We start from the raw sequence: 13090 nt of genomic DNA on the forward strand, positions 1-13090 counted from the left end.
GCCATGCAAGCCCAAGCCTCGGTCGACTACCAGTCGCTGCGCTTCGACTACAAGCACCACCCCGACCAGGACGCCGCGCAGCCGGTGCGCCATCCGGTCGTCGTGGTCGGCGCGGGCCCGGTGGGTCTCGCGCTCGCGATCGATCTCGCCCAGCAGCAGATCCCGGTGGTGCTGCTCGACAACGACAACACGCTCTCGACGGGCTCTCGCGCGATCTGCTTCGCCAAGCGCACGCTCGAAGTCTTCGATCGCCTGGGCTGTGCCGATCGCATGGTCGACAAGGGCGTGTCCTGGAAGATCGGCAAGGTCTTCTTCAAGGACGAGCAGGTCTATCACTTCGACCTGCTGCCCGAGGCGGGCCACGAGCGCCCGGCCTTCATCAACCTGCAGCAGTACTACGTCGAAGGCTACCTCTCGGAGCGCGCAGCCGAGCTGCCGCTGATCGACCTGCGCTGGAACAACAAGGTGATCGGCGTCGAGCAGAACGCTGACCGCGCCGTGCTCACCATCGAGACGCCGGAAGGCAACTACCGGCTCGAAGCGGACTACGTGGCGGCCTGCGACGGTTCCAAGTCGAACATGCGCCAGATGCTCGGGCAGGAAGCCAAGGGCCGGATCTTCCGTGACCGCTTCCTGATTGCCGACGTGACCATGGACACCGACTTGCCGACCGAGCGCAAGTTCTGGTTCGATCCGCCGTTCCATCCCGGCCAGAGCGTGCTGCTGCACAAGCAGGCCGACGGCATGTGGCGCGTCGACTTCCAGCTCGGCTGGGACGCCGATCCGGTGGAAGAGCGCAAGCACGAGAAGATCATTCCGCGCGTGCGGGCGCTGCTGGACAGCATCGACCATCACGACGTGCAGTTCACCATCGGATGGGCCAGCGTCTACACCTTTGCCTGCCAGCGGATGGATCACTTCCGCCAGGGCCGGGTGCTCTTCGCAGGCGACTCGGCGCATGGCGTCTCGCCCTTCGGCGCGCGCGGTGCGAACTCCGGTGTGCAGGACGCGGACAACCTCGCGTGGAAGCTCGCCGCCGTGGTGCGCAACGAAGCGCCCGATCGCCTGCTCGACACCTACGCGAGCGAGCGCGAATACGCGGCCGACGAGAACATTCGCAACTCCACCCGCGCGACCGACTTCATCACGCCCAAGAGCGACGTCAGCCGCTTGTTCCGCGATGCGGTTCTGGAGCTCTCCAAGCGACACGCCTTCGCGCGCACGCTAGTCAACAGCGGCCGCTTGTCGGTGCCTTCGACGCTGGGCGATTCGCCGCTCAACACCGCTGATGCCGATGCGTTCGCCGGCCGCATGGTGCCGGGCGCGCCGGCTGCCGATGCGCCGATCGTGCGTGCCGACGGCAGCACCGGCTGGCTGCTGCGCGAACTCAACCCGGCTTCGCAAGCCCATCCCGCGACCTGCTTCACCGCACTGGTCTTCGGCCACGGCGAAGCGGCCGAGCGCAGCCGCGAAGCGCTCGCAAAGTCCGATGTGCCGCTGCACATCGTGAACGTCGCCGACACCAGCGAAGGCGCTCTGGCAGCGCAACGCTACGACGCGAAGCCGGGCACGGTCTATCTGTTGCGTCCGGACCAGCATGTCTGCGCGCGCTGGCGCCATCCGGCTCCCGCGGACGTGCGCGCCGCGCGCGATCGCGCATTGGCAAAGGCCTGAAGCCATGAGCAACGCAAACCTCATCACCACGCCGAACTTTGAAGCGCCCGACGACTTCTACGAGGCACTCATCGAAGCCCACCAGGGACTGAGCACCGAAGAGAGCCACGCCTACAACGCGCGTCTCGTGCTGGTGCTCGCCAACCACATCGGTTCCACCGCCGTCTTGCGGCAGGCCTTCCAAGCCGCCGCAGCCGCAGCCCGCTGAATTCCCGGATTCAAGAAAGAGGATTCCATGACGAACGCATCCGCCGCCGAGCGCCGCTACCAGAACGGCTTCGGCAACGAATACGCCACCGAGGCCGTCGCCGGTGCGCTGCCGCAGGGCCGCAACAGCCCGCAGCGCGCACCCTTCGACCTGTACCCCGAGCTGATCTCCGGCACCGCCTTCACTGCGCCGCGCCACGAGAACCGCCGCACCTGGGTGTACCGCCGCCAGCCGTCGGTGGTCGCCGGCCGCTACAAGGCCTACACGCAGACGCTGTGGAAGACCGGCGCGGACCGTGAGATCGCGCTTCCGCCCGAGCCGATGCGCTGGGGCCCCATCCCGTTGGACAACGCCGAGGTCGATTTCGTCGATGGCATGCGCACGCTGGCTGCCAACGGTGACGCCGATGCGCAGACCGGCCTTGCCGCGCACGTCTACGTCGCCAGCAAGTCGATGAACCGCCGCGCCTTCGTCAACGCCGACGGCGAAATGCTTTTCGTGCCGCAGCAGGGGCGTCTGGAGATCACGACCGAGATGGGCGTGCTCGACGTCAAACCCGGCGAGATCGCGCTCGTGCCGCGCGGCGTGGTGTTCAAGGTCGACCTGCCCGAAGGTCTCTCGCGCGGTTACGTGTGCGAGAACTACGGCGCGCACTTCCGCCTGCCCGAACTCGGCCCGATCGGCTCGAACGGTCTGGCAAACGCACGCGACTTCCAGGCACCCGTCGCCGCCTATGAAGACGCGACCGTTGCCTACGAACTCGTCAAGAAGTTCGGCGGCCGCTTCTGGTCCGCACCGACGAAGCATTCGCCCTTCAACGTGGTCGCGTGGCACGGCAACCTCTCGCCGGTGAAGTACGACACCGCGCACTTCATGACCATCGGCTCGATCAGCTTCGACCATCCGGACCCATCGATCTTCACGGTGCTCACCTCGCCGTCGGACACACTCGGGACGGCCAACTGCGACTTCGTGATCTTCCCGCCGCGCTGGCTGGTCATGGAAGACACCTTCCGTCCGCCTTGGTACCACCGCAACCTCATGAGCGAGTTCATGGGGCTGGTCTACGGCGAATACGACGCCAAGCCTGGTGGCTTCAAGCCCGGCGGCGCGAGCTTGCACAACTGCATGGTGCCGCACGGCCCCGATGAGGAAGCCTTCGAGAAGGCGAGCCACAGCGACCTCAAGCCGCAGAAGCTCGACAACACGCTGGCCTTCATGTTCGAAAGCCGCTACCGCTTCATTCCTTCCGGGTATGCGATGCAAAGCCCGGTGCTCGACCAGAACTACGCCGACTGCTGGGCCGGCCTCCAGGACAACTTCAAGCCATGACGAACGCAATCAACGCCACGCACGACCCGAAGCTCAAGAGCTGGGTGACTTCGGCCAATGAAGCCGGCAGCGACTTTCCGATCCAGAACCTGCCCTTTGGCCGCTTCCGCCCCAGTGGCAGCAAGGAAGCCTTCCGCATCGGCGTCGCCATCGGCGACCAGGTGCTCGACGTCAAGGCCGCTGGCCTCGTCGACACGGACGACATGAACGTGCTGCTCGCCCAAGGCGCTTCCGAGCGCCAGGCGCTCCGCACGGCGCTCTCCGAAGGGCTGCGCGAAGGCAGCGCGAAGCAGGCTGCATGGAGCAAGGCCCTGCACGCGCAATCGGCGGTCGAGCTCACCGTGCCTTGCCGCATCGGCGACTACACCGACTTCTACACGGGCATCCACCACGCGAACGCAGTCGGACGGCAGTTCCGCCCCGACCAGCCGCTCATGCCCAACTACAAATGGGTGCCGATCGGCTACCACGGCCGTGCGTCGTCCATCGGCGTGAGCGGTCAGCGCTTCAAGCGCCCGCAGGGGCAGACCAAGGCACCGGATGCGGCCGAGCCGAGCTTCGGCCCGTCGAAGCGCCTGGACTATGAGCTGGAACTGGGCTTCATTGTCGGCCGCGGCAATGACCTGGGCGAGCCGATCGCGATCGCGGAAGCCGAACAGCACCTGTTCGGCGTGACGCTGCTGAACGACTGGTCCGCGCGTGACCTGCAGGCGTGGGAGTACCAGCCGCTGGGTCCCTTCCTCGCGAAGAACTTCGCGAGCACGCTCTCGCCGTGGATCGTGACGATGGAAGCCCTCGCGCCTTTCCGCTCGAAGTTCGAGCGCCCGGCGGGCGATCCGCAGCCGCTGCCGTATCTCGACTCGCCCGCCAACCGCGAAAGCGGCGCGCTCGAGATCACGCTCGAAGTCTGGCTGCAGACCGCAAAGATGCGCGAAGCCGGCGAACCTGCGGTGCGCCTGACGCGCGGCAACACGGCCGAAGCGGCCTATTGGACGCCGGGGCAACTGGTCGCCCATCACACGGTCAACGGCTGCAACCTGCAACCGGGCGACCTGTTCGGCTCCGGCACGTTGTCGGGCCCGACGCAGGACCAGTCCGGCTCGTTGCTCGAACTGACGGTCGGCGGCAAGCAACCGATCACGCTGCCCAATGGCGAGAAGCGCACCTTCCTCGAGGACGGCGACACGCTGAGCATGCGCGGCTACTGCGAGCGCGCGGGCGCAGTGCGCATCGGGCTCGGGGAAGTCAGCGGGACGGTACTGGCTGCGGGCTGAGCCCGACCGGCAGCCACACGTGAAAGCCAGCGCCGCGCTGGCCAAGACCGGCCGTGAGGTCCACCCGGCCGCCATTTCGATGGGTGGCCTGCTTCACGATCGCCAGGCCCAGTCCTGAGCCTGGTGACTCGTGGCCGGCGCCGCGATGAAAGCGCTCGAACACGCGCTCGCGCTCCGATTCGCCAATGCCCGGGCCATCGTCTTCGACTGAAAGCCGCAGCGCGCCTTCGTCGTCCGACCGCAAGGTCACGGCGATGCGCGTGCCGTCGCGCGCATACTGGATTGCGTTGTCCACGAGGTTCTCCAGGATCGACTGGAACGCCTGGACCTCGATGTCCGCCACCAGGCTGTCGGGCGCTTCGAGGTCCAGATCGATGCCGCGCGCCATCGCGCGCGGCGCGACCTGGGCCAGCAGTTGACGTGCGAGCTGCGTCACGTCGATCCGTTTGCGCTGCGCGTGTGCGCTTTCATCGAGCGAGGCGAGTTCCAGCAACTGTTGCGTGAGATGGGAGGCGCGGGCGATCGCCAATTCGAGCTGGGTCTGGGCGCGATTGCGCTCGTCGTCGTTGGGAGCGCCGGTCAGGGCATGGGCCTGTGCGGCGATCACTGCCATCGGTGTGCGCAGCTCATGGGCCGCGTCGTGAACGAAGGCGCGTTCCCGCGCCACTTGGTCGCGTAGTTGACGCAGCATGTCTTCGAGCGCTGCCACGAGTGGCTTCAACTCCTCATAGCGCGGATCCAGGCCGATTGGCGACAGGTCCGTGGCGCCGCGCCGCGCGAGCCGGTCGGCCAGCACGCGCAGCGGTCGCAGGCCGAGCGTCACCGCGAACCAGATGGGCAGCAGCACTATCGGAAACGCCAGCAGCAGATAGGGCAGTACGCGCCGCGCATTGCGTTCGAGGACCCAGGCGCCGGTGATCTCGGGCTCGGCCATGTGAAGGGTCCACGGCCCAGCTTCGCTGCGATAGACCCAGTAGGCGATTCCGTTGATCTGCTGGTTGACGACCTGCCTCGCTTCACCCGAAAGAACCTGCGAGCCCAGTGCCGGTGAGGCGAAGAGCCTGTCCCCGCCACGGTCGAGCTGCAGGAGCAGGCTGCCTTCGGGGTTGCCGCTCAGGCGCAGCATCTTGTATTCGGTGGCTGTGGCGTTGATGAGGATGCGCACCTTGTCGTCGTCGCCGCCGAGGTCTTCCATGGCTGCGGTCAGCGCCCGGCCGACGCGCTTCAGGCCCTGATCCACCGCCAGCGCCTGGCGGAACTCCAGGTAGATGTAGGCCAGCAGCGCGGCCCACACGAGCACGAAGGCCATCAGCAGCGCCAGAAACACGCGCTGAACGATGGTGCGGCGAAAGAGCGCCTTCATGTCGCGAGCATGTAGCCGACGCCGCGCACCGTGTGCACGCGCTCGCCGCCGATCTTGCGCCGCAGGTTCGAGACGTGCACCTCGATGGCTGCGAAGTCGAGCGGTTCGCCCAGTGGTTCGAGCCGTTGCGCCAGCACACCCTTCGCGATCACGGCGCCCGGTTCGCGCGCCAGTTCCAGAAGCAGCCGGAACTCGCGCGGCGACAGGTCCAGTGGGGCGCCGTCGAGCGAGGCCCGATGCCTGCGCGGTTCGATGGCGATCGCGCCGAGCGTCCATACCTCGCTGGCCTGCCGCGCGGAACGGCGCAGCACCGCGCGGATGCGCGAGATCAGCTCCACCGTGGCAAAGGGCTTGATCACGAAATCGTCGGCGCCGCCGTCGAGTCCGGCGAGCCGGTCTTCCATGGCGGAACGCGCGGTGATGACGATCACCGGCATCGTGCTGCCGTCTCGGCGCCAGCGATGCAGGAGATCGAAGCCGCTGCCGTCGGGGAGGGTGAGGTCGAGCAGCACGCAGTCGTACGCCGCGGCGTCGAGCGCGCGGGGTGCATCGGCCGCGCGGCGCAGCCACTCGCTGGTCAGGCCGTCGACCTTGAGCGCGGCCTGCAAGGCGCGGCCCAGATCCAGGTCGTCTTCGATCAGCAGGATGTGCACGGCGGCGATTGTGCATGCGGTCACCTTTGGCTTCGCCAAAGGTTGGGCGCGACAGAATGCCGCCAACAACAAATCCATCTGTAGAGGGAGACAGACCATGGTCCATGGACCGCGCTGGCTGGCAGTGCTGGCTGCTTCGCTGACGATGCTCACGCTGGCCGCGTGTTCGACCGCGCCGACCGATCCCGCGCTCGCGCAGGCGCAGAAGAGCGGTGACCTGCCGCCCTTGGTGCCGCTCCGGCGCTTCGTCGCGAACATCGATTACGTCGACGGCCATTCGCTCTCGCCCGACGGGAAGAAGCTGCTCTGGGTGCAGACGGTCGGCACCGATGTCGGCCTGGCCGTTCGTGCCAGCGATGCGCCGTTGGGCGGCCCCGGAACGCGCACCTTCGCGACCGGCACGCTCGCGCGGCCTTTCATCTCCGGCCCGACCTATTCGTGGTTGCCCGACGGCCGCTACATCAGCTACATCAAGGACTTCACCGGCGACGAGAACACGCAGCTCTTCGTGCTCGACAGCGACGCGCCGGACGCCAAGCCCTGGGCGGTGACGCCATGGCCCGGCGTGCGATCGGCCTACGTCGCACGCGGCGAGCCCGGCAGCGCGCGCTTCTACTTCTCGACGAACCGGCGCGACCGCAGCAGCATGGATCTCTTCGAGGCCGATGCTGCGACGCGCACCGTGCGCGAGGTCGCCCGCAGCGAGCCCGACAGCCGCGTGGTGAGCTGGTTCATCGGCACCGATCGCCAGCTCGCCGGCCGCACGCGACAGCTCGGGAGCGAGGACGGCTCGGACCTCGCGGTCGAGATCCGCGCGGCCGATGGAAGCTGGCAGCGCCTTCGCACGGTCAAGCCTTTCGATTTCTTCGCGTTGCATCGCATCGATCCGAAGGGCGGACGCCTCTGGGCGATGACGAACATGGGACGCGACAAGGCTGCGCTGGTGGAGATCGATCTCGCAAGCGGCCGTGAGCGCGTGCTGGCCGAGGACGCCGACGTCGACCTCGACTACGCGCAGTACCCGCCCGCTGAAGGCGCTCCCTACGGCTACGCGAAGGAGCCCGGCCTGCCGCGTTTCGAGTACCTCGATGCGGCGCTCGCCGGCGAGGTGGCGAAGGCGGTGCAGACCGCGCGCGAGCGGGACTGGATCGACGCCGACCCGGTGCTGACGCGCCCCCAGAGCGTGTCGGAGGATTCGCGCCGGATGGTGCTGCGCACGGTCGGCGGCGAAGAGTCGGTCGAGATGCTGCTCGATCGAGACACCCGCCAGCTCACCCGCCTGACCCCGCCGCGCAAGCCCGAGCCGGGCCTGTTCTCGCCAACGGAGCCCTTCGCCTTCAAGACCTCCGACGGGCTGACGGTGCACGGTTATGTGGTGCGCCCGCGCGGCGTGAAGGGGCCGGCACCACTGGTCGTCGACATCCACGGCGGCCCGTGGGCGCGCGACAGCTGGCAGACGGCTGGATTCACCAACACCCAGATGCTGGCCAATCGCGGGTACGCGGTGCTGAAGGTCAACTACCGGGGGTCGACCGGCTACGGACGCGCGTTCATGCTGGCCGGTGCGCACGAATACAACGGCCGCATCCAGCGCGACATCGCCGAGGCGGTGCAATGGGCGATCGACCAGGGCATTGGCGATCCGCAGCGCATCGCGGTGTTAGGCGGGAGCTTCGGCGGCTTCTCGGTGCTGGCGCAGCTGATCCAGAAGCCGCACGACTACCGCTGCGGCATCGACATGGTCGGCGTCGCCAACTGGCCGCGCGTGATCGAGAACTGGCCGCCGTTCTGGCGCAACCGCCACTACTTCGCCATGACCTTCGGCGACGTCGCCAAGCCGGACGAGCGCGCGGAGATGCTGGCGAACTCACCGATCTCGAACATCGACCGCATCACCGTGCCGCTGCTGGTGATTCATGGCGGAAACGACGTGCGCGTGCTTCGGCAGGATTCGGATGACGTGGTGGCCGAACTGCGCCGGCTCGGGCGGCCGGTGCAATACATGACCTTCCCGGACGAAGGCCACAGCGTGCGCAAGTGGCGCAACCGGCTTGCGCTGTGGCGGGAAGTGGAAGACACGCTGGCTACCTGCCTTGGCGGGCGCAGCAACGGCTTCGACTACTACGAGCTGATGCCGCGGCAGATGCGCTAGCGAGCGCTCGCGTTCAGGCGCTGGCGCCTGCGGCCGCGCGTGCGGCATCGAGATGCGTCCTGGCGCGCTCCGCCAGCGCCATTTCGCCGGGGGTTCCTGGTGTGTACGTATCCACCTCGAGCGGCCGGCCGTGCGAGTCGACCGGGACGAAGACGATCAGGCATTCGGTCGTCTTGTGCATGCCGCCGCCCTTCATGTCGCCGCTGCGCACCTCGACCGAGATGTTCATGCTGGTCCTGCCGGTGTAGGCCAGTCGCGCTTCGACTTCGACCAGGTCGCCGATCATGATCGGCCGGTGGAAGCGGATGCTGCCGATGAAGACCGTCACGCAGTAGCGCTTGGACCAACTCGTGGCGCAGGCGTAGCCGGCCTCATCGATCCACTTCATGACGGTGCCGCCGTGGACCTTGCCGCCGAAGTTGACGGTGCTGGGTTCGGCCAGGAATCGCAGGGTGATGGCGGACATGGTGCGGCGTGGAGTTGATTGGCGAGGATTATGCGAGCGCCGTGCCAGTTTGGGGGCCGAAGAGCTGCGCCACCGTGCGCCGCAGCCACGCATTTCCCGCATCGGCGTGGAAGCGCTCGTGCCAGTGCTGTTTCACCGCATAAGCCGGAAGTTCAAAGGGCGCATCGAGCAGCTTCACCGGCTCCTGCGTGACCAGCACCTCGCCGAGGATGCGGGGCACGATCACGACCAGCTCGGTGCGCGCGACGATCCGCGCCACGCTCAGGAAGCTGGACAGCCGCGCCACCACGTTGCGCGTGATGCCCAGCCGGGCGAGGGTCTTGTCGACGATCGCGTGGCCGGTGCCCGATGAAGAGATCACCGCGTGCGCCTCCGCCTCGAAGCGCTTTCGGCTGAGCCGCGCGCCGATGCGCGGGTGGTTCTGTGCCACGACGCAGACGAAGTCCTGCATGAAGAGCGTCTGCTGATAGAAGCCGGCGTCGAGCTGCGGCATGAAGCCCACGGCGAGATCGACTTCGCCGTCTTCCAGCCGGCGGCCACTGTCGGTCGAGACGATCTCGGTCTCGATGTGCACCCCGGGCGCCGCGCGCCTCAGATGGTCGAGCAGGCCCGGCAGCAGCACCACTTCGCTGATGTCGGTCATGCAGATGCGGAAGTTGCGGCGTGCCTCTCCCGGATCGAAGATCGCACGGCTGCCGCGCGCCTGTTCGAGTTGCGCGAGCACCTCGCGCACATGGCCGCACAGCCGCTGGGCGTAGGGCGTCGGCTGCATGCCCTGCGCAGTGCGCGCAAAGAGCCGGTCGTCGAAGTGCTCGCGCAGCTTGTTGAGCATGGTGCTGGCGGCGGCCTGGGCGATGCCGAGCCGGTCGGCCGCCTTCGAGACGCTGCCGGTCTTGTAGACCTCGTCGAAGACGGCGAGCCATTCGAGATCGAGTTTGGACATGGGGCTTTCCTTCGGAAGCCACCATTATCGAAAAACGAGATATCGAGTATTGGCTGGCGGTCTTGAACGGATAGTGGTCCCGTAAAACAATCGCGCCGTTGGCCCGGAGCCAGGAGACAAGCCATGAACACCGCCACACAGCCCGCGCACCGCGACGCATCCGAACGCCGCGCCTACTACGAGCGCATCCGCCCGCTGAACCTCACGCCGCTCTGGGAGTCGCTGCACGCGCTCGTGCCGCGCGAGCCGCAGACGCCCTGCGTGCCGGCACTCTGGCGCTACGACGAGATCCGCCCGCTGCTCATGGAGTCGGCCGAGCTCATCACCGCCGAGGAAGCCGTTCGCCGCGTGCTGGTGCTGGAGAACCCGGCGATCCCCGGCCGCTCGTCGATCACGCAGTCGCTCTACGCGGGGCTGCAGCTCATCATGCCGGGCGAGGTCGCGCCTTCGCACCGCCATGTGCAGTCGGCACTGCGCTTCATCGTCGATGGCAAGGGTGCCTACACCACGGTGAGCGGCGAGCGCACCACGATGTACCCGGGCGACTTCATCATCACGCCGTCATGGGCCTGGCATGACCATGGCAACGAAGGCATCGAGGGCGTGAGCGAGCCAGTGGTGTGGCTCGACGGCCTCGACATCCCGATGCTGCGCTTCTTCGACGCCGGCTTTGCGGAGAACGACGACGCCAAGGTGCAGCATGTCTCGCGGCCCGAAGGCAACAGCCTCGCGCGCTTCGGCCACAACATGGTGCCGGTGCGCCACGACCACGCGAGCCCGACTTCGCCGATCTTCAATTACCCGTACGCACGCAGCCGCGAGGCACTTGCGCAACTGCAGAAGCAGGAAGCGCCCGATGCGTGGCTCGGCCACAAGCTGCGCTACATCAACCCGCTGACGGGCGGCTCGCCCATGCCCACCATTGGCACCAACCTGCAGTTGCTTCCGAAGGGCTTCGCGGGCAAGACGCACCGTGCGACCGACGGCGCGGTCTACAGCGTCGTCGAAGGTACCGGCACCGCGGAGATCGCCGGCCAGCGCTTCAGCTTCGGCCCGCGCGACACCTTCGTCGTGCCGTCGTGGGCACCGCTGTGCCTGTCGGCGAGCGAAGAGACGGTGTTGTTCAGCTTCTCGGATCGTCCTGTGCAACAGGCCATGGGCGTGCTGCGCGAAGCCTTCCTCGCGGATTCCTGATCGCCCGATCTTTCCCCTGTTTTTTGACCCGTGTGCCGCGACAAGCGGCAGGAGCCTTCATGTCTTTCGTCGTCACTCCCCCGTCCATCGTCGGCCTTTCCATTGCCGGCTCGAGCGATCAGTTTCCGGTGCGCCGTGTCTACTGCGTGGGCCGCAACTACGCGGCGCATGCGCGCGAGATGGGCTTCGATCCGGACCGCGAGCCGCCCTTCTTCTTCTGCAAGCCCAACGATGAGGCGTCGATCGTGCCGGTGGCTGCGGGCAAGTCGGTGACCATTCCTTATCCGCCGCTGACCTCCAACTATCACTACGAGGCCGAGCTGGTCGTGCTCATCGGAAAGGGTGGACGCAACATCGCCATCGAGGACGCAGCCAAGCACATCTACGGCTATGCGGTCGGCCTCGACATGACCCGCCGCGACCTGCAGATGAAGATGCGCGAGCAGGGCCGGCCTTGGGAGATCGGCAAGGCCTTCGATTTCTCCGCGCCGGTCGGCGTCGTGCGCACCAAGGCGGATGCGGGCGAGATCACCACCGGCGCGATCACGCTCGAAGTGGACGGCGAAGTCCGCCAGAAGAGCGACCTCACCCATCTGATCTGGTCGGTCAATGAAGTGATCGCGAATCTGTCGACCCTCTTCGCGCTGCAACCGGGCGACCTGATCTTCACCGGCACGCCCGAAGGCGTCGGCGCGGTCAAGCCGGGGCAGACGATGAAGGTGCACATCGACGGGCTCGAATCCATCGAAGTCCGCGTCGACTGACACCCGTTTCAGGCAATCTCACCAACCATCCAATCCGGAGACAAATCAGGTATGAAATCGATCGTCTCGCTGATCGCGTGCGCCGCGGCGGCACTCTTCACGGCCACCGCCGGTGCGCAAACCGCCGCTGCCGACTTCCCGACCAAGCCGGTGACCATCGTCACGCCTTTCGCTGCCGGCAGCGGGCCCGACGCGGTACTGCGCATGGTCTCCGACAAGCTCGGCCGTGTATGGAACCAGCGCGTGCTGATCGAGAACAAGCCCGGTGGCGGCGGGTTCATCGCGATCGACTTCGCCAAGCGCGCGGCGCCCGACGGCTACACGCTCCTGCAGCTCGACAGCGAGCACCTCGCCGCGCTGCCGCACCTGTACAAGTCGCGCAACTTCGTGCCGCTGCAGCATTTCGATCCGGTCGCATCGCTGTTCCGCACGCCGTTCTTCGTGGCCGTCCCGATGGACTCGAAGTGGAAGAACATGACCGACCTCATCACCGCCGCGAAGTCCGGCCAGGTGAGCTACGGATCGTGGGGCGTCGGCAGCCCCGGCCATCTCGGCGGCCAGCAGCTTGAGTCGCTCACCGGCACGCACATGCAGCACGTGCCCTATCGCGAGGTGTCGCAGCTTTTCTCGAACGTCGGCACCGGCGAAGTGAACTGGAGCTTCGCGAGCATCCCGTCGAGCCAGGGCATCTACAAGGCCGGAAAGCTGCGCTACATCGCGATCGCCGCGCCCAAGCGCATTCCACAGATGCCTGACGTGCCCACCATGGCCGAGGCCGGCGGTCCGGCCGCGCTGGAGGTCAACTCCTTCGTGTCGATCCTCGCGCCCAAGGGTGTGCCGCCGGCCATCAGGGCGCGTATCAACGCCGACATCGCGAAGGTGATCGCCGATCCCGAGATCCGTGCGCGCTTCGACACCTTTGCGTTCGAGCCACTGGCATGGTCGCCCGAAGAGATCGAGCGCAATGCCGAGGCCAAGTCGAAGATCTATGGCGAACTGGTTCGCCGGGGCAATATCAGCCTCGAGTAACGACTCGTCACAGGTAGGGCTATCCTTGTGGCCCTTCC

The 13090-nt window shown here is 67.0% G+C and carries 12 protein-coding genes; 8 read left to right on the forward strand and 4 right to left on the reverse strand.

The annotated features are described in order from the left end of the window. Positions 1-3: 3 nt before the first annotated feature. The 4 genes from FHW64_RS25045 to fahA are packed head-to-tail and all read left to right on the forward strand — an operon-like array spanning position 4 to position 4488. On the forward strand, positions 4-1674 hold the full coding sequence (locus FHW64_RS25045) for an FAD-dependent oxidoreductase (RefSeq protein WP_184530928.1): 1671 nt from the start codon (positions 4-6) through the stop codon (positions 1672-1674). 4 nt (positions 1675-1678) lie between these two features. Continuing rightward, complete coding sequence (locus FHW64_RS25050) at positions 1679-1882, forward strand: DUF2783 domain-containing protein (RefSeq protein WP_184530929.1); 204 nt, start codon at positions 1679-1681, stop codon at positions 1880-1882. 27 nt (positions 1883-1909) lie between these two features. Beyond that, complete coding sequence (gene hmgA / locus FHW64_RS25055; protein WP_184530930.1) at positions 1910-3214, forward strand: homogentisate 1,2-dioxygenase; 1305 nt, start codon at positions 1910-1912, stop codon at positions 3212-3214. Next, positions 3211-4488 carry a fumarylacetoacetase gene (gene fahA, locus FHW64_RS25060; RefSeq protein ID WP_184530931.1) on the forward strand — a complete coding sequence of 426 codons (1278 nt, stop codon included), beginning with the start codon at positions 3211-3213 and terminating at the stop codon, positions 4486-4488. The genes hmgA and fahA overlap by 4 nt, the downstream gene beginning before the upstream one ends. On the opposite strand, the gene FHW64_RS34775 is transcribed toward fahA, so the two are convergent. Next, positions 4460-5851 carry an ATP-binding protein gene (locus FHW64_RS34775; RefSeq protein WP_184530932.1) on the reverse strand — a complete coding sequence of 464 codons (1392 nt, stop codon included), beginning with the start codon at positions 5849-5851 and terminating at the stop codon, positions 4460-4462. The genes fahA and FHW64_RS34775 overlap by 29 nt on opposite strands. Beyond that, positions 5848-6504, reverse strand: a complete 657-nt coding sequence (locus FHW64_RS25070; RefSeq protein ID WP_184531114.1) for a response regulator transcription factor — start codon at positions 6502-6504, stop codon at positions 5848-5850. The genes FHW64_RS34775 and FHW64_RS25070 overlap by 4 nt, the downstream gene beginning before the upstream one ends. 97 nt (positions 6505-6601) lie before the next feature. On the opposite strand from FHW64_RS25070, the gene FHW64_RS25075 reads away from it, so the two are divergent. Further along, positions 6602-8656: an alpha/beta fold hydrolase gene (locus tag FHW64_RS25075; RefSeq protein WP_184530933.1), complete on the forward strand. Its 2055-nt coding sequence runs from the start codon at positions 6602-6604 to the stop codon at positions 8654-8656. 13 nt (positions 8657-8669) lie between these two features. Here FHW64_RS25075 and FHW64_RS25080 read toward each other — a convergent pair whose 3' ends face one another. Further along, positions 8670-9122: an acyl-CoA thioesterase gene (locus FHW64_RS25080; RefSeq protein ID WP_184530934.1), complete on the reverse strand. Its 453-nt coding sequence runs from the start codon at positions 9120-9122 to the stop codon at positions 8670-8672. A 28-nt stretch (positions 9123-9150) separates the two neighbouring features. After that, the gene (locus FHW64_RS25085) at positions 9151-10065 is read right to left on the reverse strand and encodes a LysR family transcriptional regulator (RefSeq protein ID WP_184530935.1); all 915 of its coding nucleotides are present in this window, start codon (positions 10063-10065) and stop codon (positions 9151-9153) included. 123 nt (positions 10066-10188) lie between these two features. On the opposite strand from FHW64_RS25085, the gene gtdA reads away from it, so the two are divergent. The 3 genes from gtdA to FHW64_RS25100 are packed head-to-tail and all read left to right on the forward strand — an operon-like array spanning position 10189 to position 13052. Further along, positions 10189-11259 carry a gentisate 1,2-dioxygenase gene (gene gtdA, locus FHW64_RS25090; protein ID WP_184530936.1) on the forward strand — a complete coding sequence of 357 codons (1071 nt, stop codon included), beginning with the start codon at positions 10189-10191 and terminating at the stop codon, positions 11257-11259. A gap of 59 nt (positions 11260-11318) precedes the next feature. Beyond that, positions 11319-12023 carry a fumarylacetoacetate hydrolase family protein gene (locus FHW64_RS25095; RefSeq protein WP_184530937.1) on the forward strand — a complete coding sequence of 235 codons (705 nt, stop codon included), beginning with the start codon at positions 11319-11321 and terminating at the stop codon, positions 12021-12023. 51 nt (positions 12024-12074) lie between these two features. Beyond that, positions 12075-13052 carry a tripartite tricarboxylate transporter substrate binding protein gene (locus FHW64_RS25100; RefSeq protein ID WP_184530938.1) on the forward strand — a complete coding sequence of 326 codons (978 nt, stop codon included), beginning with the start codon at positions 12075-12077 and terminating at the stop codon, positions 13050-13052. The last annotated feature ends 38 nt before the right edge of the window (positions 13053-13090 follow it).

Origin of the sequence: Variovorax sp. Sphag1AA (genome assembly GCF_014192575.1) — a bacterium.
GTDB lineage: Bacteria > Pseudomonadota > Gammaproteobacteria > Burkholderiales > Burkholderiaceae_C > Variovorax.